Below are 22,849 nucleotides of genomic sequence, written 5' to 3' on the forward strand. Positions count from 1 at the left end.
ATCAGTTAAAGGTTAATGAGTTCTGACCCTATAACGAACAGAAAACATCCACCTCTGTCAGTTCGGACCGCAGCATTCGCAAAACCGACCTGTCGGTCAGCTGGAATGTGCTGGATTTTGCCATTGGCTATATGCGCGCCCACCAGCAGGCCGATATGGCCCTGATCGTGGCCGAACGTCGCCGGCAGGTTATTCACAGTGTGGTCAATGAAACCCGTGCCGCCTATTGGCGTGCCGTGGCGGCGGATCGGGCGCTCAAAAGTTTTGATCAGGTGCTTGATCGCGTGCGCGGGGCGCTTGGCCGGTCGCAAAAGCAGATCGACGAAGGCATTGGCGGGCAGCTTGAGGCTCTGAGCTATCAGGAAGATCTGCTGGTTACACTGCGCGAGCTTGAAACCCGTCGCCGGCAATTGATCGAGGCGCGGACCGAACTGGCCGTTCTGATGAATATTCATCCGGACAGCGATTTTACCCTGGTGGACAGTGCCACCGAGGCCCATCCGCTGCCCGCCATTGCCATGAGTTCGGACCAGCTTGAGCTTGAAGCCCTGCATAATCGCTCCGAGTTGCGTTCGGAGGCCTATCAGCTTCGTATCAATCAGCGGGATTCAAAAATCGCCCTGATTCAGATGGTGCCGGGGTTGAATTTTTCTGCCGGGATCAATCATACCACTGACAGTTATAAGGTGAATTCGCGCTGGTATGACGGGGCGCTGAACCTGTCTTGGAATTTGATGCAGGTTTTCAAGGCACCGGCCAATATGAAACTTGCCGATAGCCAGATCGAACTTTCCAAAGTGCGAAGCCTGGCATTGAGCATGGCGGTGATCAGCCAGGTCAATATTGCGCAATTGCGTTATCATCATGCGCTGGATGATTTCAAACTGGCCGACCGGATTTCCGGTGTCCAGGACCGGATCGTGAATAGTATGCAGGCGCAGCGTTCGGCCAATACGGTTGGTGAAAGTGATGCGATCCGTGCTGAAGTGCGTTCTTTGCTGTCCGGCTTGCAACGCGATATGGCCTATGCCGATTTGCAGGCTGCTTATGGGCAGGTTTTTGCCTCGATCGGGGTGGATCCCTTACCCAGGGATGTGGCCGATGATTCGGTTGACAGCATTGCACAGGCCATTCACACCGTTATGAGACAGTGGCAGAACGGCGAATATGATGCCCGGGGCATTGCGGTTGCTGACGACGTGCAACAACAGCCAGCAGAACAGCAAACCGTCATGACCGGAACGGATAAACAGGCGATGCAATGATTTTTGCCCGACATATGGCCCCGCCGAGAGGCAAATTGTCCGGCCTTTTAAAGGTGATCCGGCGGGTATGTGGTGTAATGGTAATGGGTGGCTTTATGCTGCCCATTGCCGTGCTTGCCCAACAGAATGATCCCTATGGCGGTGGTGCTGCCGTTCCGTCTGCATCCGGGGCGTCAGGCACGGGTGATTCTGGTGGCAATAGTGCCTCTTATGGGGGGGATGCCATGTCGCAAGCGGGCGATGACATGTCATCGGCACGGGCCTTGGTGGCGACGCGCAACCGTGCCGTATTATCGGCCGAGATTTCCGCCCGTATTGCCGACATGCCCAAGCGCCCCGGCGAACGGTTTGCCAAGGGCGATGTTCTGGTTGTGTTTGACTGCGCGGCCTATCGTGCGCAGCGGGCTGCCGTGGCCGCCGATTTGCGCCAGGCCGATGCGCAATATAAGGCGCAAAAACGCCTGGCGGAGCTGCGCACCGTGGGCGAACTGGATGTGGTGATGGCACAGGCGGCAATGGAAAGCGTCAAGGCGCAATTGCAGTTGCAGGATGTGTATCTGAACCGCTGTAAAATTACCGCCCCCTATGAAGGGGCGGTGGTTGATTGGCAAAGCCAGCCCTATCAAACGGCGACACCGGGCGATCAGTTGATCGATATTGTCGGTTCGGGGGATTTGGAACTGGAATTGATTGTGCCGTCGCAATGGCTTGGCTGGCTTTCGGTTGGTCAGGGGGTCATGGCCCATATCGATGAAACCGATAAAGATGTTCGGGCAAAGGTCGCCCGCATTGGTGCCCGGATTGATCCGGTCAGCCAAACGGTGAAAATATATGCGGCCCTGGAAAGCTCAAAGGGTCTTCTGCCCGGTATGAGCGGCCGGGCCGTGATGGATGGCAGGCCGGATCACTGACAGATGACGGGCTGGGCAGGTTAAAGACAGGCGCGATTTCCCTATGGTAGAAAACTCTGCACCATCCGAGACCCCGTGGGCACTGTTAATGGGGATCGAACGTTCAATCCGTCATGCGCCGGATCTGGTATCGTTTCGCTTCGCCGTGGTCAGTGAACCGCGCCGTTTGATTGCCTATCAGCAGGCGGTGCTGGTGGCAAAAAACGGCGCGTCGGCTTTTCGGGTGATTTCGGTCTCGAATGTGCCAACACTGGACCGCAATGCCCCCTATATCCGTTTTGTCGAACGGGTGTTAAAGGCCCTGGGCAAACAGGACAGCCTGGAAAAGGCCAGTGTGGTGTCCGCTGCCCAACTACCGGAAAATCTGCGGGGGGACTGGCCCGAATTCTGGCCTGAAGCGGTGCTGTGGCAACCGTTAAAGGCCCCGGATGGCCGGGATATGGGCGGATTGATTTTGGTCCGCACGCACCCCTGGCAGACGGCAGAGCTGGTTTTGCTTGACCAGTTGGCCGATACGGTGGGCCATGCGTGGCATTCGCTGCAAAAACCCTCGGCCCGGTTGCGCAAATCCCGCCCCGGGTTGCGCAAGGCTTTGGGTCTTGTTGCCGTGCTTGTTACGCTGGCGGTGTTGGCCTTTCCGGTATCTCAAAGCGTGATTGCCCCTGCCGATGTGATTGCCCATGACCCGGTCCCGGTGGCGGCACCCATTAATGGTGTGATCCGCGAGGTTAATGTGCGGCCCAATGCCGAAGTTGCGGCAGGGGATATGCTGTTTTCCTTCGAGGATGCCGAACTGCGCGCCAATTATGATGTTGCCCTGCGCTCGGTTGACGAGGCCCGGGCCGAACTGCGCCGTGCCGCGCAGCAGGCCTTTGGCGATGCCAAGGGGCGGGCCGAAGTCGCGCTGAGGCAGGCGCGCTTGGCCCTGCGTGAGGAACAGGCGCAATATGCCGCCTATCAGCTATCCCAGGTGGAGGTGCGTGCGCCCATAGACGGCATTGCCGTGTTTGGCGACCCCAACCGCTGGCGTGGGCGCCCGGTTTCAACTGGCGAACAGGTGATGTCGCTGGCCCGGCCTGATCAGGCGGAACTGGCAATTTTTATTCCGGTTTCCGATGCCATCAATCTGGAACCCGGTGCGGAAGTGCGGCTGTTTCTCGATGTGGATCCGCTTCATTCCATTCCGGCGGCGCTGGAACTGTCATCCTATCAACCTGTTAAAACGGCTGATGGCGTTTTGGCCTATCGTGCCATTGCCCGTTTTGCCGACGAAACCGCGCCGCCGCGCATTGGCCTGAAGGGCTCGGCCAAGCTGTTGGGCGACAAGGTGCCGCTGGTGCTGTTTTTACTGCGCCGTCCCCTTGTTGCGTTGCGCCAGAAAATCGGGTGGTAGGCGATGGTTGCGCTGGCAGGCGGGAGGGCCGCAGGGAATATGGCCGGGGACATGGCAGAAACGGGCAGGGAGGAAGATTTCCCTTTGCCGCCCCTGCGCCAGGACCTGAAATTGTTGCCTGCTGAAAATGACGAATATGGCGCGCCGGGCTGGACCATTCATGACCCGGTGCGCAACCGTTATTTCCGCATTGGGTATGCCGCGTTTGAAATACTGCACCGCTGGTCGGCGGGCATGGCATCGGCCCTGTGCCAGCGCATTGAAAATGAAACCATCCTTACCCCCGATTTTGCCGATATTCGCAATCTGGTCACGTTTCTGCATGGTAATGGTTTGCTGATGCGGGCCGGGCCTGAAGCGATTGCCGAATTTTCCCGAATTGCCAGGGCAGGCAAACCGCCCTTCTGGAAATGGCTGGTTCATAATTATCTGTTTGTGCGTGTGCCTTTGTTCCGGCCCGACCGGTTTTTATCCCAAACCCAGTGGCTGGCCGATTTTTTTGCCTCCCGCTTTGTGACATGGCTGGTTCTGGTTGTCGGGGTGATCGGCATTATCATGACCATTCGCCAGTGGGATGCGTTTTGGGCAACCTTTATGGGTTTTGCCAATTTTCAGGGCATCGTCTGGATGGCTGTTACCTTAACGGCGGTCAAGATTTTGCATGAGCTGGGCCATGCCTATACCGCGCGGCGATATGGCTGCCGGGTGCCGACAATGGGGGTGGCGTTTTTGGTGATGTATCCGGTTTTATATACCGATACGTCCGATGCCTGGCGACTGACAAATCACCGCGAAAAATTGCGGGTGGCGGCGGCGGGGATCCGGGTGGAACTGATGCTGGCCCTGGTGGCGACTTTTTTATGGCATGTGGTGCCTGCCGGGCCTGCCAGAAGTGCGGTATTCCTGATGGCATCCGCCACCTGGATTACGACCCTGGTGATCAATTTAAGCCCGCTGATGCGTTTTGATGGCTATTATCTGCTGTCGGATTATTTGCGCATTCCCAATTTGCAAAATCGGGCCTTTGCCATGACCAAATGGTCGCTAAGGCGGGTTTTATTTGCAATTGATGTGCCCGCGCCCGAACCGGCGACAGCCCATCGTCGCCGGGTTTTGATCACCTATTCCATAGCCGTGTGGATATACCGGTTTTTTCTGTTTCTTGGTATTGCCCTGGTGGTTTACCACCTGTTTTTCAAAGTGTTGGGCATTGTTTTGTTTGCAGTGGAAATTCTGTGGTTCATTCTGCTGCCGATTGTAAACGAGATGAAAATGTGGTGGAAACTGCGTCATCGGGCGCGCTGGACGGTGGCCAATATTATTGTGATGATGCTGTTGGCGGGCGGAATTGTGGCCCTGCTGGTGCCGTGGCGCACAACCATTGCTGCCAGTGCACAATTGCAGGCGGCCGCCGAAGCTGAAATCATCAGCCCGGCGAATGGCCGGATTAACGAGATATTTGTCACCGACGGACAGCGCGTTGCGGCGGGAGAAGTTTTACTGCGGATGCGCTCGCCCGAACTGACCAGCAAACAGCGCGATCTGGAATTGCAATTGCGCGAGGCGGAAATTGTGCTGGCCCAGTCGCGCAGCAGCAACGAATTTTTGGAAGATGTTGCCAGCCAGATGCAGGAAGTGTTGCGCCTTCAGGCCAGTCTGACGGCGATAAAGGCCCGCCAGGCGCAGCTTGATGTGCGTGCACCGATCAGTGGCACCGTGCGCGATGTGGTTGATGCGGTTTATCCGGGGACCTGGATTGCCAGCCGCAAAAATCTGATGCGAATTGTTGACCAGGCGGGGACGCGGCGTTTGGTGGGATATGTTTCGCAGCGCGATGTGATGCTGCTGCCCGAAACGGCTGCGGCGCGTTTTTATCCCGACCAGATTACCCGGCCGGTTTTGAACGTGCAAATTGACCGGGTGGACCGTTTTAATTCCCCAACGCTTGATACCCCGGCCCTGAGTGCCAGCAATGGCGGCCCGCTGGCAACCCGTCCGGACAATAATGGTGCACTTGTTCCGGATGATGCCATTTACCGGGTTTCGGGCTATGTGACCGGGACGGAGGACATCAGGGACGGTCAGGCCCACAGGGAACCGGCAAAACTTGAAACCATTTTGCGCGGCACCCTGGAAATCGAGGCCCCGGCCCAAAGTCTTGCGGTGCGCATGTATCAGGCCGTGGTGGCGGCCCTGATCAGGGAAATGTCGTTTTAAAGAAAAGGCAGAAGGTCGGGGTGGGATCGACCTTCTGCCAGATCATGTTTGCGCCAGTAAAGGCTGCATCTCAAATTGTCTGCGGTGCAGTCGCCTGGCGGAAAGCGGGTTTTCTGCAGCAATTACGCACCCGCCGGGAGGAGGTCCGGGTCACGTTTGCGCGGAAATACCTGTTCTTGGCCCAATGACAGCTGCGGCAAGACGCGCGAGGCATAACAGGTCGCCAGGCCTTCGGCTATGCGCGTTTGGCGTACCCCCTGTTCTTGGTTCGCGAATGCTGGACCAAAGTGCCGGGGTGTTATGTGATCACCCGGATGGGGGCGTTATTCAGCCAGGCCAAAACCGCCTCAACCGTCTGCCCGTAAAAGACCTGCCATGTATGACGCGTGACATAGCCCAGATGTGGGGTCAGCAGCAGGTTTTTGCATGCCCGTAACGGGTGGTCGGCAGGCAGGGGTTCTTCGTCATATACATCAATGCCGGCCCCGGCGATGGTACCGTCATTGGTCGCTTTGATCAGGTCGGGGACATTCACAATCGGCCCGCGCGATGTGTTGATCAAAAAGGCGGTTGGTTTCATTTTGGCGAAATCGGATGCGCTGATCAGGTTGATCGTGCGGTCTGACAGGCGCTGATGAATGGTGATGAAATCGCTGTTTGCCAGCAAATCATCCTTGCGGGCATAGGTGACACCCATTTCGGTACAGCGGGCCTCGGTCAGATTTTCTGACCAGGCAATCACCTTCATGCCAAAAGCCTGGGCGATGTGCGCCACTTTGCCGCCAAGGCGCCCCAACCCGATAATACCGAGTGTAGAGCCCGCCAGGTCCTGCCCCAGGCCAATTTGCCAGCCACCCTGCTTCATGGAGGTATTTTCCGGCACAATGCCGCGGGCCAGGCCCAGCATCAGGGCAAAGGTCAGTTCCGGTGTGGCGGTAGACGGGCTTTCGGTGCCGCAAACGGTGATATTGTTGCGGGCAGCACCCTTCATATCAATCGCATCATTGCGTTTGCCGGTGGTGACAATCAGTTTCAGGTTTGAAAGCCGGTCCAAAAGCGTGCCGGGAAGGGGCGTGCGCTCGCGCATGATGCACAAAACATCAAACGGCGCCAGGCGCGCTGCCAGGTCATCCTCGTTGCGGATCGTGTCGTGAAAAACGGTAATTTCCGCCTGCTTTTGCAGGGCTGACCAGTCGGCCGATTGCAGGGCAAGGTTTTGATAGTCATCAAGAATGGCGATTTTCATGGCTGATCCGCTTTATGGAATTTTTGCAAGGAACGTTCCTGCCTCTATGAACCGATGAAATCGCGCCTTTGTCACGCTTTTTTGCAATCCGCGGTTCCCTGTTTGCGGGCTCCGACATCAAGGAAATGCCGGCGCCCGTGATGTATTGCGCGATTACAGGTTATCGGCAATTTCCTGCATCCAGATGGCAATGGCAATCGCCCCGCCATCGGGCACGCCAACGGCACGTTCGCCAAGGTAACTTGCGCGGCCCAGTTCCGGTTTCATTTCGGCGGTGCCATCCGCCCCTTTGCGCGCCGCATCGCAGGCTGCCTGCCAGGCTTCTTTGCCGGATTTTCCGGCTTTGGCTGCCTCATCAAAGGCCCGCGCCGCAGGAAGCAGCGCATCTAGCATGGTGCGGTCGCCTTCTTTGGCTCCGCCCAGTTCGGCAATCGCGTTGGCCCCGATGTCAAAGGCTTCGGCCCATTCCCTGGGGCCGGGATTGTCACATTCCTGCAAATGCCGCCCGGCACGGATCAGGGCATTGGCATAAAACGGGCCGGAACTGCCCGCAATTGCCTTGCGCAGCGCATTGCCCGTGGCAATCAGCGCGGTGGCCGGGGTGGCCCAGGCTTTGGCAGGCAAATCCAGCATGGCATCGGCACCGCGCTCCAGGCTGGCCCCAAGGTCGCCATCCCCCGCCTTTGTGTCCAGGTCGGTCAGATGCGGTTCCTCATCTTTGATTTTTTGCGCCACAGCGCGACCGATTTTCTCGATTTTTTCCGCCAGCGGACCGGCTTCGGGATAGTTGATTTCGTCACTGCTGCCTTTGGGGTCGGCGATTTCGCGCCGTTTGTGGCTGATACGACCGGAACCGGGCCAGGCCCGGGCCGATGTTTCGGCATCCAGCAACGCGCACCGTTCATCATCGAGTTTTAATAGCGAGAGCGAACAGCCTGGCATATCGAGCGCGCTTAACAGGGTGCCGCACCAGATCCGCTCGATGGTGATATTCTGGTCGCGCAAATAATTAACTGCGCCGCGCGTCATGATCGACAGCTCCAGTGCCGATGTTGCCCCCAGCCCGTTGACCAGAAGGGCCACGCGGTCTGATGTGGTGATGTTGCGATCATCAATGATGGTTTTGAGGATGGTTTTGCAAAGGTCGTCTGCCGGGGCGATTTCGCGGCGTTCCACGCCCTTTTCGCCATGAATGCCAAGGCCCAGTTCGATTTCGTCGCTTTCAAGCTCAAAGCCCGGTCCCTTTGCACCGGGCAGGGTGCAGGCTCCCAGCGCAACTCCCATCGATCCCAGCGCGCCTGCCGCCTTGCGGGCAATCTCTGCGACGTCGGAAAGGGATTTGCCCTTTGCGGCTGCGGCACCGGCAATTTTGTGGATCAAAACGGTTCCGGCAATGCCGCGCCGGCGCTCTTCGCTGACGGTTTCACGCAGCGACACATCATCGGCAACAACGACAATTTCAACCGGAATACCCTCTGTCTGGGCCAGTTCGGCCGCCAGACCAAAATTAAGCCGGTCGCCAGTATAGTTTTTAACCACCAAGACCGCCCCGGCGGGCCCGGCACAGGCACGAATGGCATGTAATACCGCATCGGTCGAGGGGGAGGTAAAAATATCCCCCGCCACGGCAGCACTTAACATGCCCTTGCCGACATATCCGGCATGGGCCGGTTCGTGCCCGCTGCCTCCCCCGGAAATAACCGCGACAGGGCGCTTTTCCGCCTCCGGCAGATCGGCCAGCAGGGCGACATTGGCATGTTCCAGCAATGCCAGTTCATCCGAACTGTCCACCACCCCTTCGAGCATCTCGCGAACAACATTCTTCGGGTTATTGATCAGCTTCTTGGACATGATACCTCACCTGCCTGTGTGTGTTTCCCGTTTAAGACGTTCTTGTACCGAACTTAATCCGTAAATGGCAGATGACCAGTGGGGATATGGACAGTCTCTCCCATCCGGGCGCTTTTTGCGGGGTGAGAGCAGCGGTTTTCAGGCCGCGTTCGATTGTATGGAAGGTGTCTGCGAAGCCGAAATTGTGTCCGTCGAACCGTTCTCCAACCAGGAGTGTTTTGTTATAAGTTATTGACTACGCTTACATATCAGCGTTGCAGAATAAAAACTGTACGCGTGCCGACGATACGTCCATAACACCACGAATGGATGCACATGAGAGTTTTTAAAAAATGGATTGGGTTCCGATCGCTTTTGGTACGTTCAAGGTTGTCGCACTCTGTGTCGCGATGTTTTTTGCCATCAAATGGCACTACGATCAGGGCAAAAAGGGCGACCGCAAAGCCCTTTTGCGCTCTATTGCCAAAATGGCAGCACTGTTGATTCTGGCGGCGGTTGCGGTGGCGCTTATTACCTTTGGGCTTGTCCGGTGGTTCGGGCTGGATATGAGTTACTAATACAGCGTTATGTGCTTGCTTAAGGACTGAAGGGAAAAGGCTAACTTTCTGCCTGCTTTCGTCCGAGGAAAATGACCGACGCAATCGCGGCCAGAATCAAGGCGATTGAGGTGGCGCTGTGAAACAGGAACCAGGGGTCGCCACCTGTTGCAGAAAAAGCCTCGCGCGCGTTCTGTTCCAGCGGTCGTGCAAGAATGAATGCAATGACGAAGGGAAGGACGGGTATGTTGCTGCGGCGGAACACGTAGCCCAGAACGCCGAAGCCCATTGTTACCCAGAGGGCGAAGAATGAGGTCTGCTGGACGTAAATTGCCGTTAAAGTGACCAATAAAACCATAGGCAACAGAATTGGTCCGGGGATTCGGGCGAGTACGCCCATTGCGCGCATGAAGCGGCCACCGAAGGTCCAGTTCAGGATGTTCCCGATCGACATCAGGGTGAAAATGCCGAAGGCTGTAACCAGTTCCGGGTTCACCTGGGGCGAGGTAAAATGGAAAACTTGAGGGCCCGGATTGAAGCCGCCGATGCTGTCGGCCGCAAGGATCAGAAAAACAGCCGCCGCGTTACCGGGAATGCCGAGTGACAGCACCGGGATCAAATTGGCACCGGAGACGGCAGAGTTGGCGGCCTCGGTCGCGGCGATCCCCTCTGGTGCACCCTCGCCAAAGGGCGTGTCGCCAGGTTTGCCGCGTTTGAAATGCCGCCGTGCGCCAAGGCTGTAGCCAAGCGTCGCGGCAAGGGTCGAACCGATACCGGGAAGTGCGCCGATGATCGTGCCAATGAAGGCAGAACGCGCGACATAGGGGGCGATACGGCCGATATCGCCCGGCTGGAGGTCGTCCTGGGCCGGGTCGTGCGGTGCATCTTCTTTCTTTTTGCCAAGGCGGCTTGCCTGCCAGAGACCTTCGATCCCGATCAGGATTTCCCCGATGATCAGAACGCCCAGGATCACCGAGACCAGTGAAAAGCCGCTTGAGAGATCGTTGTTTCCGAATGTCAGCCTTGGGGTCAGGGCCTGTCCCGTCCCGACAAAGGCTGTTGCAAGTCCCAGCGCCACCGCAAGCAGGCCCTTGCCCCTTGAATTGCCCATTACCGCCGCGATGAACGAGATCGAGAGGATCAGAAGGGCGGTTTTCTCGGGCAGGTCAAGATAGGCTTCAACCGCGACAGCAAGGAAGGGCGCGCAGACAAACAGTACAAGGTCCGAGAAGGTATCGCCTGTTACCGATGATAGCTGCGCGATGCGCAGGGCCCGGCGTGGCTGACCGGCCTTTGCCATTGGATGACCATCCAGCGTGGTCATTACGGAATCCGGTGTGCCGGGCATGTTGAACAGGATCGCAGGTACTGCACCCCCGACTGTTGCCCCTTTCATGATGCCGATCAGGAAGCCGAAAACTGGCAACAGTGCATCGGGGGTGAAGCCGAATACCGAGATCAGGATTGGCAGAGCGATCGCCATCGCCATCGGCCCGGCCAGCCCCGGTGTCGCCCCGACCGCGATACCGGTCAAAAGGCCGCCACAAACCATGATCGGGGCAGCCGGGATGGCGATCCCGCCGAGTGTGAATAGCGGGTATCCGTTGAACACAGCAAGGATACCAAGCCAGATATAGTGAAGAACCTCGGTCATACGTCACCATTTGGCGGCAGCAGAAGGTCGGAGAAGGGTACATCGAAGATCAGGATCAGCAGTGCCGTCACCGCCAATCCCACGAGCAGCGCACGCCAACTCAGTCGACGCTCGATCAGTGACATCAGCATCGTGACAAGGAAGGTACCCCCGGTAACGAAGCCTGCATATTTCCAGGGCACGGTGTCTCGCAGATCGCGGTAGCTGGCATCGGTGCTGCCAAGCAGATGAACCAGGCCGACGAGAGCCGGTCCCGTCCAGCGCATCAGGATCACCGATACAAGGAACAGTGCGGCGAACAGCCCCACAAACCGCAGATTGGCCAGTGAGAGATGCGGAACATCATCCTTTCCGTGACCTTCAAAAGCGATAAGAACGCCCGCCACGACCATCAGAACGAAGGCTGCGGTAGGGGCAAGTGCATCACCAATGGAAACCCGCCCGCGCAGTTTTACGATCAGGCCGGTTGCGGTATCATCCGGCACCCAGATGAAGATCGCCAAAAGTGCCAGCAGGACCACGCCAAGGCCAAGCATCACGTCAGTATTCATACGTCGCATGTCCACTGCCTTTCCGGGCCGAACCGCGCGTGCCTGTCACCGGGGCCTAGTTGGCCGAGGCGGCGGCAAGCAGGTTTTGGGAATCGGACATCAGATTGGTTAGCGTATCGTTCAGCGCCGTGCCGGTCAGAACGGCCGGTCCGCCGAAATTCTTGACGACAAGCGCATGGGCCTGGGTGGAGGGATCGTTCAACACCTCGGCAATCGCATCGCCGAGCGCCTTGCGGGCATCGGGATCAAGGCCCTTTGGCGCGATGAACATGAAGTAACCATTTAACGTATACTTGCTGCCCAGATCGGTAATCAGCGGGGCGTCGGGTGAATCCGCCAGCCTGTGTGACACGGCGCTCGCGACATTGACCATTTCGCCCTGTTGCACGGGCTTGGATTGGGCACCGCCGACCCATCCGATGTCGAGGTCGCCGCCGCGCAGCCCATTCATCACGCCAGCGCCACCTTTGACTTGCACGATATTGAAATCGATCCCGTTTTCCTTGCCTAAAAGGTAGGTCACATCGGCCCAGCGGTCGGTTGCAACCCCAAAACGGATCGGCGTGCCTGCCTTGGCCGCCGCCGTGATCTTGTCCCAACTGTCAAAGGCTCCCCCCTTCATGGCGACAAGCCCGGTCTGGAATGCCACGGTCGAGGCAAGCGGGGTAAAATTTTCGGTGGTCAAGCCAGGCTGGTTTGCTGACAATGCGCTGTAGGTGAGCGTTTCAGACACCACCATACCGATCGCAGTGCCGTCGGCAGGTTCGCTCTTGAGCTGCTTGGCAAGATTGAGGCCGCCATTGCCGGTGATCTGCTCGGGCAATATCTTCCAGCCATACTTGTTCTCAATTGCCTGTGCGATCAGTCGGGCCTGGGTGTCGGCCCCGCCGCCAGCAGAGAAACCAATCATCATTTTGATGGGGCCCGGGGGCGTCCAGCTTTCGGCATTTGCGGCAAAGGATAGCGATAAAAGTGCTGCCGCCAGTGTCAGCGGTTTTAGAAATTTTTTCATTTTTTCCTCCCTGATTGCCATTAGGTTTGCAGAGGAAAGTGGACATGTCAACGAACAAGGTTGACATGTCCACTTTAATGAGGGCAGCTTACGTGAAAAGGGGAGGACAAGCATGTCTAAGGACAAGGAGCCAGTGACAGGCGGTTTTGACATTAATCTGTTGCTGCCATTTCAGATCACCCAACTCAGCACCAGGCTTGCGGCTCAAGCACGCCGCATTATCGCGCGGCACGGGGATCTGACACTACCCCAGTGGCGCATTATCCGTATCGTTGCGGCTGGAGTTGCCAGCCGTTCGACGGCTGTGCGTAAAAGTTCCGGAATCGACAAAGGGCAGTTCAGTAAGACGATCAACGTCCTGGTTGACCAGGGTTATATCCTCACCCGACCCTGCGCCGGAGACCAGCGACAGTTCGAAATCGTGCTGACGCCAAAGGGACATGCCGCACATGAACGTCTCGCTCCTGAACTCGACGCACGTCAGCGGCATTTGATGGCGGCGCTCACACCCGATCAGCGCGCGGTGATCTTTCCGGCGATCCGTGCTCTCGCAGAGGCTGCCGAAACTATTGATTTTCTTGAGACACCCAGCACCGAGGACTGATCATCATGCCCCGATCCAAGAACCTTCTCGTCATCATGTCGGACGAGCACCAAGCCCGGGCGATGGGCTGTGCGGGGGCGTTCGTAAAGACGCCGAACCTAGATGCACTGGCCGCGCGCGGTGTGCGGTTTTCCAATGCCTACACGCCATCGCCGATTTGTGTGCCTGCCCGCGCGGCCTTTGCCTCGGGGCGGTATGTTCATGATATTCGGCTCTGGGACAATGCCATGCCCTATACCGGCAAGCCTCGCGGCTGGGGGCATGCGCTTCAGGACCAGGGCACGCGGGTTGAGTCGATCGGCAAGCTGCATTATCGCGCGGCAGAGGACCCGGCGGGGTTCGATGTCGAGCATATTCCGATGCAGGTGGCCGGTGGACATGGCATGGTCTGGGGATCAATCCGGCGCGAGGATGAACGTGTGGTAAAGGATGGCCGCATGCTGGGCGATTATATCGGTCCTGGTGAAAGCAATTACACCCGGTATGATACCTCTGTTGTCGAGCGCACGGAGGAATGGCTGGCGGCTGCAGCGCAGGACCAGCGTCCCTGGTGTCTCTATGTTGGTCTTGTTGCGCCGCATTTCCCGCTGATCGTTCCGCAGGAATATCTTGACCTTTATCCAGCCGATAGCCTGCCTCCGTTGAAGCTGCACCCGCGCGATGGCTACGTTCATCATCCGTGGGTTGCCAAGCAAGACACCGCACTTGCAGGTGATATTGCGATGAAAGACGAGGCAGAGCGGCAACTGGCGCGCGCCTGTTATTATGCGCTTTGCACCTGGATGGACAACAATGTTGGCCGGATTGTTAAAGCGTTACAAGCACAAGGCCTGCTTGATGAGACGACCATCATCTATACCTCGGACCATGGCGACAATGTTGGTGCCCGTGGCCTGTGGGGCAAGTCGAACATGTATGAGGAATCGGTTGCAGTCCCGTTGATCTTGGCCGAACCAGGCTGCACATCTTCGGTCTGTGCCACCCCGGTCAGCCTGCTTGACGTTTCCGAAACCATCGTCAGTCACTTTGGTGCGACATTGGAAGGCGATCGGCCGGGGCGTTCGCTCTATGACATCGCGTCGGAACCCGAGGCTCCTGACAGGGTGATTTTCAGCGAATACCATGCAGTCGGTGCGGTCTCGGCCTGTTACATGTTGCGTAAGGGAGGCTGGAAACTGATCCATTATCACGGTTTCGCGCCCGAGCTTTTTGACCTTGCGGGCGATCCTGACGAAACTGAAAACCGGGCGGAAGATCCGGCCTGCAAGCATATCCTCGATGATCTTTACCGGGAACTGAATGCCATCTGTGATCCTGCGGCGATGAACGATTTGGCCTTTGCCGATCAGGACGCCCTGATCGAAGGTTATGGCGGGCGCGAGGTGGCGATGAATATGGGTGCCCCGGCCGCAACCCCGCCACCGCAGGTGAACTGACGTTCGCAAGATACGTTGCTTCGCTGGTCGCCGGGCGCGCCTTCACCGATATGATCACCGCGCAGCCGTTACACCTGCTGTGTCGCGATGTTTTTTGCCGTCAAATGGCACTACGATCAGGGCAAAAAGGGCGACCGCAAAGCCCTTTTACGCTCTATTGCCAAAAGGGCAGCACTGTTGATTCTGGCGGCGGTTGTGGTGGCGCTTATTACCTTTGGGCTTGTCCGCTGGTTTGGGCTGGATATGAGTTATTGAATTATTGCGTTATTGACTGCGCAATTTAGGGCCGGTCAGTCTCTCGTGCCATCTGTTCCGCGACCTGTTTCAGATAATCTTCAAGTGTTTTGCCGTATTCGGGCTGGAAGCTCTTTCCGGTAGGCTCACAGCTTTGCATCCGGTCAATTCGGAAGGCTCGAAAGCTGTTGCGCATTTCGCACCAGGCAGAACATGTCCAGACCTGGCCCCAATATTCGATTTGCAAAGGGCAAATGACGCGGGTGGAGGCCCGGTCATCCAAAGATCGATAGTCGATCTGAAGTTTATGCCCTTCCCGAATGGCGCGACGGATTAGGGGCATATGTTTGAAGCCTGTCTGTGCGCGCTTGAACGCATAAACGCCAAACCCCCAGGATTTTGGTGCCTGCCGGCGGTTTGACGCTTGTTCGCCGACTTTTTTCATGACCGAAGCCGCAGCGGCTTGCAGTTCGTTATCGGCAGCTTCCTGTACAATGGCCATGCCCAGGCTCAGGGCCTCAAGCTCGGTAAATGACAGGGCGATGGGCGGAAGAAAGACCGGTTCGCGCAGCAAATAGCCCACACCGCGCTCTCCGTCTATCGGGACGCCAGAGGCAACCAGCGTGTCGATGTCCCGATAGACGGTGCGGATGGAAACGCCAAGCGCATCGGCGATGTCACGGGCAAGGTGGAGCCGCCCGTCCCGGACGATCTCGACAATTTCCGCAAGTCGCTCGCTACGCCGCATGATTGTGTCAGCTAAGGGCTACTTCCAGCTCGGAATGCGTGAGCTGAACAGTCGGCCCGTTAATGGCGGAAAGGAAGGCGGCGTTGCCGCGGATTTTACCAATTTCGGCGGCAGCAGATTTTGCTGCGTTCATATTTTCCCACTGAACATGCTCGATCCATGTTCCATCCTCGGTGCGGGAAAGACGGCGGCATATGAAACCCGGACAGGTTTGAAGCCAGGAACTCATTTCCCTGGCGGCGGCAATAAAATCTTCGCGGCGAACACCGTCATTGAGCGTGAAGGTGACGGTTTCGATGACATTCTTCGACATTGGATACTCCTGTTTGTCTAACCAAGCGGTCGTGCATCATTACGTCATCCCAACTGCCAGAATATGTCAGTTGGGATGACAGGTCCAGAAGTAGCGCGCTTGAGACGCGGATGACGGAGAAAACACGGTTTCAAACGGAGGCGTCGTTTTGAAGTCCTGCTACCTGCTGTTAAACAGGTTGTGCCGCGCAACGCCTTTTAGCCTCAGAAACAGGCGCGATTTTCCCCATTGAACGGGGGCGAGGGATCGCTCTTAATACGAGCAGCGCCATAAAAGGCGTGCGGTTGGTGAAGGCAGTGTATGATGCGTATCAGAAACATCCTGTTCGTTATATTTCTTGTGATCGTTATTGTGGCATCTTTGCTGCTTTGGCGATTAAATGATCTCGACCTGGATGGACGCCGCCACGAGGATTTTTCTTTTACCGCCAATGGACTGCATTTGGCCGGGACATTATGGCTGCCCGATCGCCCCGCATTGGCAGCACTGGTTCTGGTGCATGGCGATGGCCCGCAGGATAGAACCTCGCAGGGCGGCTATGCGCCTTTGGTCAATAGCTTGCTCGATGCCGGTATTGCCGTCGCGTCCTGGGATAAACCCGGCATTGGTGCGTCGCAAGGGAACTGGCTTGCACAATCGATGGAAGACCGGGCTGATGTCGTGCGCAAAGCACTGGTGATACTTAAGGGGCATTTCACGCATATATCTGTTGGCGCGATGGGGTTTTCACAGGCGGGATGGGTGATACCAAAGCTCTCGCATCGCGAGGCTGACTTCGCCGTTCTCATCGGCGGTGCCGTTTCCTGGCAACAGCAGGGCGATTATTACACCGATACGCGGCTGCGGCTGGCAGGGGTACCAACAGAGGAGCGCAAGCGTGAGGTGGCACGGTTATCGCGCAGCGATGATGGTTTGTTTGGAAAACAGCAGGTTAATCGTGTGGATCTTCCACCTGACCTGACGCCAGAGCGTTGGGCCTTCATCCGAAAAAAACGTCATGCGGATGCGACAAAAGATCTGCGCGGATTTGATGTGCCCTTGCTGGCCCTCTGGGGGGCGAATGATCTGAATGTTGATGCCGCGCATGATGCCGCGATCTATCGTGAAACCGTCCTGTCCAATAACGCGGCAAATCGTATCATTGTCGTACCGAACGCCACACATGGCCTGTTAAAATCAGCGCCATATAACGCGCAACTTACCCGTCAATGGCCGTGGTATGTGACATTAAGATTTCTTCTTGAAGGTCGCCATGCCTGGGCGCCGCGTGTTCTGGATACGATCTGTAACTGGATTGCGGCGCGCGGGACAGGATGGTAATTTACCGGGAGCTGGTTGGGATCAGATCCTGCAAAACTATATTGACATATTCAAGCAATACTGAACAGTTAGAACTATTCACCGTCCCGTTTAGCATCTCATGAACAATACTTCCCGGATTATTGAGCCGCTTCTTGTACGTTCAAGGTTGTCGAGCTCTGTATTATACTGTTTTTTGCCATAAAATGGCACTACGAACAGAGTAAAAACGGGGTTCTATGCTAAAATGGCAGCTCTTTTGATCCTGATGGCAGTTGTGGTGGTGTTTGTTTGGGTTGGATATGAGTTATTGGTGATGATATGCGTTTGCGAACGCCTCGGGTCTAAACTCTGATTGTCGTTAGGTCATAATTTTAAGGGAGCACAATAGAGAAGCGCAGCATACAAAACGTTAAAGTGACAATAAAAAAATGTGAAATTTAGGAAAAGTGGGCTATCGAGGAATAGCATATGAAAGTACTCTGGGAACGGGTAATTAAATACGTTAAAAATCTTCCTGGATGTCGTTAGGTTTTTTGAAGCAGTTGTGAGCAACAAAAAGTGCGTATGTAATCTGGGACTTTAATAAAGTATCTATCATGAATAAGAAAAACCTACATTTTGATGTGAGTTCTGGCCTTAAACGTGTACTTGGTCAAGAGTTAATTACGGATGACGAAGTCGCAATTTTTGAATTGGTCAAAAATTCTTTTGATGCAGGCGCTACCACTGTAAAGATCTTATTTGATTGTGATCGGATTGTTGTGGCCGATAACGGATCGGGTATGTCGTATGATGATCTGATAAATAGATGGCTTTTTGTAGCATACTCTGCCAAGCGAGATGCGTCGAAAGAAGGCTTTCGTGACAAGATAGCAAGCAGAACGCACTATGCAGGTAGCAAAGGTATCGGTCGTTTTTCAACAGATCGTCTTGGTGAAGATATAACTCTTCAGACACGATCTTTGCAAAATGGGCAAAGTGTTCATCGTCTTGATATAAATTGGTCGCTTTTTGATAAAAATATTAAAGAAAAATTTGAAGCTATTCCCGTTTCTTATGAGCAAAATAGTGATTTTGATTCTACTGACGATTTGAGAGAATTCGTAGCAAGTATTCGTAACGGAACAGTGATTGAGATTAGAAACCTCAGATTCGAGTGGAATAGAGATGATATCAAAAATTTAAAGTCATCCCTTGCAAAGCTTATAAACCCTTTTGGCTCGGATGTTGATGAGTTTTCCATTGAGATTATCGCTCCGCACGAGAAGGTTGGCGATGCTGAAGTCATAAGAAAGGCAGAGGAAAAGGGTAATGAACCCACTAGCCGAGATATTTTAAATGGGAAAGTGGGGAATTTTATTTTCAGTGACCTTCAAGAGAAAACAACATTTATAGCAGTTGAGATACATGGTGATAAACTACAAAGTAAATTGATGGACAGGGGGGAGCTCGTTTATCATATTCGGGAGCCAAACCCCTATCATGAATTAAATGATTCTGGCTTTAGATGTGAGATTTACTATCTGAATTTCTCTGCAAAGTTGACGTTTGCTCGTCGTGTTGGGTTGCCGTCTGTGCAATTTGGTTCTGTTTTTTTGTTCAGGAATGGATTTCGGGTTTATCCGGTAGGTGAAAACGGAGATGACTGGTTTGGCTTTGCACGGCGTAAGCAACAAGGACATAGTCGATATCTCGGTACTCGTGAAGTTATTGGGCGTGTGGACGTGTATGGAACCGATGAGAATTTTCAAGAATCCTCTAGTCGAAATCAGGGACTAATTGATACTCCGGCAGTTCGGCAACTTCAAAAATGCGTAATGGACCACTGCCTGAAGCGGCTTGAAAAATATGTGGTTCCGGTTTCTTGGGTGGACAAGGCCGACGGTGAAACTGACGACCTATCACGTCTTTTAACTGATCCTGGTCGTGCGCGCGTTTCGGCAGCTGTGGCGTCATTGATCGATAATGATGACGTAGAACTTATGGAATTTAGCCACCGACTTATTGGTCTCCTGAATGAACGATCATCTCAGTTTGAGAAAAGCCTAGTTAATTTACGTGCTATTGCAGGGAAAGTCGGAGATAGGAGCTTTTTAGATAGTATTGATCAGGCTGAGAAACGCTTTGATGAGCTGAGAAAGTCTGAGATTGAGGCGAGAAAGGTTGCCGATCGGGAGCGAGAAATTGCTCTCAAGGCGACAGAAAGAGCGGAAGTAGCAGAAGCCGCTGTGGAGGTCGAGAAGCGTAGGGCTCATTTCTTAGAGTCCACGGTGAATTTAGACACTGCAACTATATTAAATTTACATCACCAGGTGACGATCTACTCCGTTGATATAAATCAGCAAATAGAAAACCTGATTGTTGATACTGAGGGGCAGAAAGAGATTTCGCGTGAACGTTTACTTCAGGCGCTGGAACAAATGGCATTTCTCAATCGAAAAATTCAAGCCATCACAAGGTTTGCTACGAAAGCTAACTTCCAGTTAGACTCAGAGAAGATCGAAGTTGATCTAGCTTCTTTTATTGAAGAGTATATTGAAGGTGTCGCTAAAGGTGCAGGAGGAGCTAGACTGAAGGTATCAGTTGAGAATGAACATCCTGGATTCTTAGAGCGATTTAATCCGATCGATGTTTCAATTATTGTTGATAATTTGGTTAGTAATGCACGAAGAGCAAGATCATCTGAAATAAAATTTAAGCTGAGCCAAACACAGAGCAAGGGGTTGGCTATTTTGGTATCAGATAACGGGCGTGGTTTTGGACGTGGTGTAGACAAAGAGCGTATATTTGAGATGGGCTACACGACAACGCATGGTTCCGGCCTTGGGCTATATCATGTTCGACAGGTGTTGGGACAGATGGGGGGGAGTATTGAAGTATTGGAAGATTATTCATTGGCTGGTGTTGGGTTTTCTATAGTGATTGCAAAGTCAGGGAAGAAGAAATGAGGCTCGATTTCAACGTTCTATGGGTTGATGATCAGCCTGACCGGATTGATGCGCAGATTAAGGCAATAAAAATTGCTATGCTTGATGAGGGGTTTGAGTTTAATCCAACGAAGTGCCAATCCGTCGATAGAGTGAAAGAAAAAATAGCGGATAATGTGTTCTGTGATGAAATAGACTTGGTTCTTGTAGACTGGGACTTGGGTGGTGGGGTGCAAGGTCAGGAAGCTATTCGTGAAATTAGAGAGAGAGTCCCATATAAGGATGTTGTGTTCTATTCAGCGATGACTGAAGCTGACGAGCTTCGAAAATTAGTGTTTGACAATAACCTTGAGGGGGTGTTCTGCGTTCGTCGTTCAGAGCTGGTTGACGAGGTTAGTGGGGTATTTGAATCTTTGGTCAAAAAGGTACTTGATCTGGATCACACGCGTGGAATTGTTATGGGGGCGACCAGTGACATTGATCTGTTAGCTGGGCAATGCTTAATTGCAATGTATCGTGCGCTAGATGAACAGGCTAGAATGGAGTTTGTTAAGGATGCGCTTAGTCGCATAGCCAAGAAAGTTGAAAGGATGAGGGAGTGCGCTGATAAACTGCATGTAGACGCCGAGTTTGCGAGTATACTAAAGGAGCACATGTTATTCACAGCGATTGATCGGTTGCGAATGCTAAGTACGGCGCTTAAGAGCAGTGAGAAAGGGAAAGCCTACCGAGTTGCTGTTACCGAATATATTGAGAAGGTTGTTCCAAAGCGTAATAGTCTTGGTCATCAGGTTTTAAATCCAACCAGTAGAGAGCTTGCTGATGTGGTTGAGGGAAGTTCACCAATCACGGTCGAGGAGATGCGAGAACTTCGTTGTGCTCTTCTGTCTCTACGCAGTCAGTTTCGGGATCTCCATGCGGCTTTGATTGATTAAAGTGTTGGCTGCTTTCGTAGTTTGTTGCACTTGATCGGTAAGTTCCATTAAGGCAATACCGAAAACTTCGGCCACAATCGGAGGAACAGCATTGGCAACCTGAGTGAATCTCGGAACCTCATATTTCCTACGTTCGCCACCTGTCGTATATTTTCCTTTGAATGCAAAGGAGTCGGGAAATCCCTGAAGTCGCGCGTTCTCACGGACAGTTAATGCCCTGGGTTCTGAGTAATGCAAGAGGTCATCAGGCATGCTGGTAATTGTTGGCGCTGGCCGATCTGGATCCAAAACGCGTAGCGCCTTTTTCTTAATCCCTAATTGTTCCCTTAGATCGCCGTCAATAGCGGTATTAAGTCTCCCCATCTTATGACTGTTGTCGATAATGGTCTGGAAACGCTTTGCTACAGCGTCTGAGTGTCTTGCTAGACGTAAGTCATGGATATCAGAACCGTCTAGCGCTAGGTACTTTTGGTATGACGTTGTGGGAGGTGTAGGGCAAATTTCCATAAAACCATTTGTTTCGCAGGAGGGACGGACGCCTCCTTTACTCAATTCAAGACTTGATAGTGCCTGTTTAGCGGAGACCGGTACTCTTAAGTTGTTTTTTTGTAAGAATTTAGGAAGCGCGGCGTTTACGAACTCAAATGGGTTCCGTGAATTTGTACCTTTGAGAATTGCGATTAAAAAGAACCGCACACGAGATTGCGGCACACCAAATTCAGATAAATTACAAAGTTGGAAATACACGTCGTAGTTAGCAGATAGTCTATCTGCTAACTCGACCGAGTAATTTTTAATGCTCGATGTTTTGGAGAAGTCAGAAGTGAATCCTCTAACATTTTCTATTAGAATGGTTTTTGGGTTTAGTAAATCAACTACTTCCAGATAGCTTTCAAAAAGCCGATTTCTTGGGTCATCGTGCTGCCGTCTCCCGGCAGATGAAAAACCTTGGCAAGGAGGTCCGCCTGCAATTAGATCAATTTTTCCGTTTAGACTTTGAAGTCGTTCCCTGTGATTTTCCAGAAGTTCATCAATGTCGTGGGCTGATCGATCAAGCCATTCGGGCCAATCAAAATTGCTTGCGTATTTGCCCTCTAACAAATTGTGTTTGTAGGTTAAAAACGCATCAGAATTCTTTTCGATTGCGAATGCACATTTCCATCCAGCGCGTATCAATCCAAGAGATAGTCCGCCACAACCGGCGAAGATATCTATGAATCGATTTGAATTAGTTTTCTGCTGCATTATTGCATTGTGCCTCGTTCCGATGACAAGCGCCAGGCTCTTTTTTGGGTCTGAAGCGCGTCTACCTCGGAGAAAGCCAGCAAGTCATTGTTTCTTTACACTGTTGATATAGCAAGTCTTTAGTGTAAACAACGATGTAATCAGTTGGTGTTGCATGTAACCTTTGGGAGGGCTTAATGCTCAACCAACTCTAAGTGCAGTATTTAGAAACTATGTCTTGCGGTGTGATTTTGCTAATCTGAGTCAGTGGCTACTTAGCATCAAACAGATATGGCGGAGAGGGTGGGATTCGAACCCACGGTACTGTTGCCAGTACAACGGTTTTCGAGACCGCCCCGTTCGACCACTCCGGCACCTCTCCGCATGTGTGGTCTGGCGTTCGACGCGGTGTTTAACGGTCTGTGCGCGAGATTGCAAGAGGGAAAACGCAAAACTTTCATTCTTGCGGTGAAAATCTTGTTTTGGGCAG

Annotated in this window: 19 protein-coding genes and 1 tRNA gene; 11 read left to right on the top strand and 9 right to left on the bottom strand. The window is 53.8% G+C overall.

Annotated features, from left to right (window positions below):
• The first annotated feature begins 107 nt into the window (after window positions 1–107).
• From TH25_RS21870 to TH25_RS21885, 4 genes are read left to right on the top strand one after another with little or no spacing between them, the layout of a single operon-like run.
• Complete coding sequence (locus TH25_RS21870) at window positions 108–1,265, top strand: TolC family protein (protein WP_114090400.1); 1,158 nt, start codon at window positions 108–110, stop codon at window positions 1,263–1,265.
• Window positions 1,262–2,176 (top strand): efflux RND transporter periplasmic adaptor subunit, encoded by a 915-nt coding sequence (locus TH25_RS21875; protein WP_114090401.1) that lies wholly within the window; start codon window positions 1,262–1,264, stop codon window positions 2,174–2,176. The genes TH25_RS21870 and TH25_RS21875 overlap by 4 nt, the downstream gene beginning before the upstream one ends.
• Before the next feature lie 43 nt (window positions 2,177–2,219).
• Window positions 2,220–3,569, top strand: coding sequence for an efflux RND transporter periplasmic adaptor subunit (locus TH25_RS21880; RefSeq protein ID WP_114090402.1), 1,350 nt, complete (start codon window positions 2,220–2,222; stop codon window positions 3,567–3,569).
• 51 nt (window positions 3,570–3,620) lie between these two features.
• Window positions 3,621–5,786: a site-2 protease family protein gene (locus tag TH25_RS21885; protein WP_181847775.1), complete on the top strand. Its 2,166-nt coding sequence runs from the start codon at window positions 3,621–3,623 to the stop codon at window positions 5,784–5,786.
• A 298-nt stretch (window positions 5,787–6,084) separates the two neighbouring features.
• Here TH25_RS21885 and TH25_RS21890 read toward each other — a convergent pair whose 3' ends face one another.
• On the bottom strand, window positions 6,085–7,032 hold the full coding sequence (locus TH25_RS21890) for a D-2-hydroxyacid dehydrogenase family protein (protein WP_114090404.1): 948 nt from the start codon (window positions 7,030–7,032) through the stop codon (window positions 6,085–6,087).
• 153 nt (window positions 7,033–7,185) lie between these two features.
• A complete protein-coding gene (locus TH25_RS21895; protein ID WP_114090405.1) occupies window positions 7,186–8,883 on the bottom strand; it encodes a dihydroxyacetone kinase family protein in 1,698 nt (565 codons plus the stop codon).
• 332 nt (window positions 8,884–9,215) lie between these two features.
• Here TH25_RS21895 and TH25_RS21900 point away from each other — a divergent pair, with 332 nt between their 5' ends.
• Window positions 9,216–9,440, top strand: a complete 225-nt coding sequence (locus TH25_RS21900) for a hypothetical protein (RefSeq protein ID WP_114090406.1) — start codon at window positions 9,216–9,218, stop codon at window positions 9,438–9,440.
• Window positions 9,441–9,480: 40 nt separating this feature from the next.
• Here the strand turns inward: TH25_RS21900 and TH25_RS21905 are convergent, their stop codons facing one another.
• From TH25_RS21905 to TH25_RS21915, 3 genes are read right to left on the bottom strand one after another with little or no spacing between them, the layout of a single operon-like run.
• Complete coding sequence (locus TH25_RS21905; RefSeq protein WP_114090407.1) at window positions 9,481–11,073, bottom strand: tripartite tricarboxylate transporter permease; 1,593 nt, start codon at window positions 11,071–11,073, stop codon at window positions 9,481–9,483.
• A complete protein-coding gene (locus tag TH25_RS21910) occupies window positions 11,070–11,624 on the bottom strand; it encodes a hypothetical protein (protein ID WP_114090408.1) in 555 nt (184 codons plus the stop codon). The genes TH25_RS21905 and TH25_RS21910 overlap by 4 nt, the downstream gene beginning before the upstream one ends.
• Window positions 11,625–11,679: 55 nt before the next feature.
• Complete coding sequence (locus TH25_RS21915; protein WP_114090409.1) at window positions 11,680–12,636, bottom strand: tripartite tricarboxylate transporter substrate-binding protein; 957 nt, start codon at window positions 12,634–12,636, stop codon at window positions 11,680–11,682.
• Window positions 12,637–12,748: 112 nt separating this feature from the next.
• Here TH25_RS21915 and TH25_RS21920 point away from each other — a divergent pair, with 112 nt between their 5' ends.
• From TH25_RS21920 to TH25_RS25150, 3 genes are all read left to right on the top strand, one after another.
• Window positions 12,749–13,240, top strand: a complete 492-nt coding sequence (locus TH25_RS21920) for a MarR family winged helix-turn-helix transcriptional regulator (RefSeq protein WP_114090410.1) — start codon at window positions 12,749–12,751, stop codon at window positions 13,238–13,240.
• 5 nt (window positions 13,241–13,245) lie between these two features.
• The gene (locus tag TH25_RS21925; protein WP_114090411.1) at window positions 13,246–14,676 is read left to right on the top strand and encodes a sulfatase family protein; all 1,431 of its coding nucleotides are present in this window, start codon (window positions 13,246–13,248) and stop codon (window positions 14,674–14,676) included.
• Between the two features lie 87 nt (window positions 14,677–14,763).
• A complete protein-coding gene (locus TH25_RS25150) occupies window positions 14,764–14,931 on the top strand; it encodes a hypothetical protein (protein ID WP_181847777.1) in 168 nt (55 codons plus the stop codon).
• Window positions 14,932–14,956: 25 nt separating this feature from the next.
• Here the strand turns inward: TH25_RS25150 and TH25_RS21930 are convergent, their stop codons facing one another.
• Both TH25_RS21930 and TH25_RS21935 read right to left on the bottom strand, forming a co-directional pair.
• Window positions 14,957–15,658, bottom strand: a complete 702-nt coding sequence (locus TH25_RS21930; RefSeq protein ID WP_114090412.1) for a helix-turn-helix transcriptional regulator — start codon at window positions 15,656–15,658, stop codon at window positions 14,957–14,959.
• Window positions 15,659–15,665: 7 nt separating this feature from the next.
• Window positions 15,666–15,971 (bottom strand): antibiotic biosynthesis monooxygenase family protein, encoded by a 306-nt coding sequence (locus TH25_RS21935; protein WP_114090413.1) that lies wholly within the window; start codon window positions 15,969–15,971, stop codon window positions 15,666–15,668.
• A gap of 300 nt (window positions 15,972–16,271) precedes the next feature.
• On the opposite strand from TH25_RS21935, the gene TH25_RS21940 reads away from it, so the two are divergent.
• The 3 genes from TH25_RS21940 to TH25_RS21950 all read left to right on the top strand — a co-directional run bounded on the left by TH25_RS21940 (window position 16,272) and on the right by TH25_RS21950 (window position 21,135).
• A complete protein-coding gene (locus tag TH25_RS21940; protein WP_220151480.1) occupies window positions 16,272–17,291 on the top strand; it encodes an alpha/beta hydrolase family protein in 1,020 nt (339 codons plus the stop codon).
• Between the two features lie 578 nt (window positions 17,292–17,869).
• The gene (locus TH25_RS21945) at window positions 17,870–20,221 is read left to right on the top strand and encodes a sensor histidine kinase (protein WP_114090415.1); all 2,352 of its coding nucleotides are present in this window, start codon (window positions 17,870–17,872) and stop codon (window positions 20,219–20,221) included.
• Complete coding sequence (locus tag TH25_RS21950; protein ID WP_114090416.1) at window positions 20,218–21,135, top strand: DNA-binding transcriptional response regulator; 918 nt, start codon at window positions 20,218–20,220, stop codon at window positions 21,133–21,135. Before TH25_RS21945 ends, TH25_RS21950 begins: the two co-directional genes overlap by 4 nt.
• Here TH25_RS21950 and TH25_RS21955 read toward each other — a convergent pair.
• Entirely contained in the window at window positions 21,091–22,380 is a 1,290-nt protein-coding gene (locus TH25_RS21955; RefSeq protein ID WP_114090417.1) for a DNA cytosine methyltransferase, read from the bottom strand. The genes TH25_RS21950 and TH25_RS21955 overlap by 45 nt on opposite strands.
• A gap of 271 nt (window positions 22,381–22,651) precedes the next feature.
• Window positions 22,652–22,741, bottom strand: a tRNA-Ser gene (locus tag TH25_RS21960).
• Window positions 22,742–22,849 lie beyond the last annotated feature (108 nt).

Origin of the sequence: Thalassospira profundimaris, from assembly GCF_003326755.1 — a bacterium.
Lineage (GTDB): Bacteria > Pseudomonadota > Alphaproteobacteria > Rhodospirillales > Thalassospiraceae > Thalassospira > Thalassospira profundimaris_B.

Excerpts from the sequence above, each read along its gene's own strand:
- TH25_RS21890 (WP_114090404.1), bottom strand. The coding sequence starts at position 7,032 with ATGAAAATCGCCATTCTTGATGACTATCAAAACCTTGCCCTGCAATCG.
- TH25_RS25150 (WP_181847777.1), top strand. The coding sequence starts at position 14,764 with ATGTTTTTTGCCGTCAAATGGCACTACGATCAGGGCAAAAAGGGCGAC.
- TH25_RS21955 (WP_114090417.1), bottom strand. The coding sequence starts at position 22,380 with ATGCAGCAGAAAACTAATTCAAATCGATTCATAGATATCTTCGCCGGT.
- TH25_RS21900 (WP_114090406.1), top strand. The coding sequence starts at position 9,216 with ATGGATTGGGTTCCGATCGCTTTTGGTACGTTCAAGGTTGTCGCACTC.
- TH25_RS21885 (WP_181847775.1), top strand. The coding sequence starts at position 3,621 with ATGGCAGAAACGGGCAGGGAGGAAGATTTCCCTTTGCCGCCCCTGCGC.
- TH25_RS21910 (WP_114090408.1), bottom strand. The coding sequence starts at position 11,624 with ATGAATACTGACGTGATGCTTGGCCTTGGCGTGGTCCTGCTGGCACTT.
- TH25_RS21915 (WP_114090409.1), bottom strand. The coding sequence starts at position 12,636 with ATGAAAAAATTTCTAAAACCGCTGACACTGGCGGCAGCACTTTTATCG.
- TH25_RS21875 (WP_114090401.1), top strand. The coding sequence starts at position 1,262 with ATGATTTTTGCCCGACATATGGCCCCGCCGAGAGGCAAATTGTCCGGC.
- TH25_RS21930 (WP_114090412.1), bottom strand. The coding sequence starts at position 15,658 with ATGCGGCGTAGCGAGCGACTTGCGGAAATTGTCGAGATCGTCCGGGAC.
- TH25_RS21905 (WP_114090407.1), bottom strand. The coding sequence starts at position 11,073 with ATGACCGAGGTTCTTCACTATATCTGGCTTGGTATCCTTGCTGTGTTC.
- TH25_RS21940 (WP_220151480.1), top strand. The coding sequence starts at position 16,272 with ATGATGCGTATCAGAAACATCCTGTTCGTTATATTTCTTGTGATCGTT.
- TH25_RS21880 (WP_114090402.1), top strand. The coding sequence starts at position 2,220 with ATGGTAGAAAACTCTGCACCATCCGAGACCCCGTGGGCACTGTTAATG.
- TH25_RS21895 (WP_114090405.1), bottom strand. The coding sequence starts at position 8,883 with ATGTCCAAGAAGCTGATCAATAACCCGAAGAATGTTGTTCGCGAGATG.
- TH25_RS21945 (WP_114090415.1), top strand. The coding sequence starts at position 17,870 with ATGAATAAGAAAAACCTACATTTTGATGTGAGTTCTGGCCTTAAACGT.
- TH25_RS21950 (WP_114090416.1), top strand. The coding sequence starts at position 20,218 with ATGAGGCTCGATTTCAACGTTCTATGGGTTGATGATCAGCCTGACCGG.
- TH25_RS21925 (WP_114090411.1), top strand. The coding sequence starts at position 13,246 with ATGCCCCGATCCAAGAACCTTCTCGTCATCATGTCGGACGAGCACCAA.
- TH25_RS21935 (WP_114090413.1), bottom strand. The coding sequence starts at position 15,971 with ATGTCGAAGAATGTCATCGAAACCGTCACCTTCACGCTCAATGACGGT.
- TH25_RS21920 (WP_114090410.1), top strand. The coding sequence starts at position 12,749 with ATGTCTAAGGACAAGGAGCCAGTGACAGGCGGTTTTGACATTAATCTG.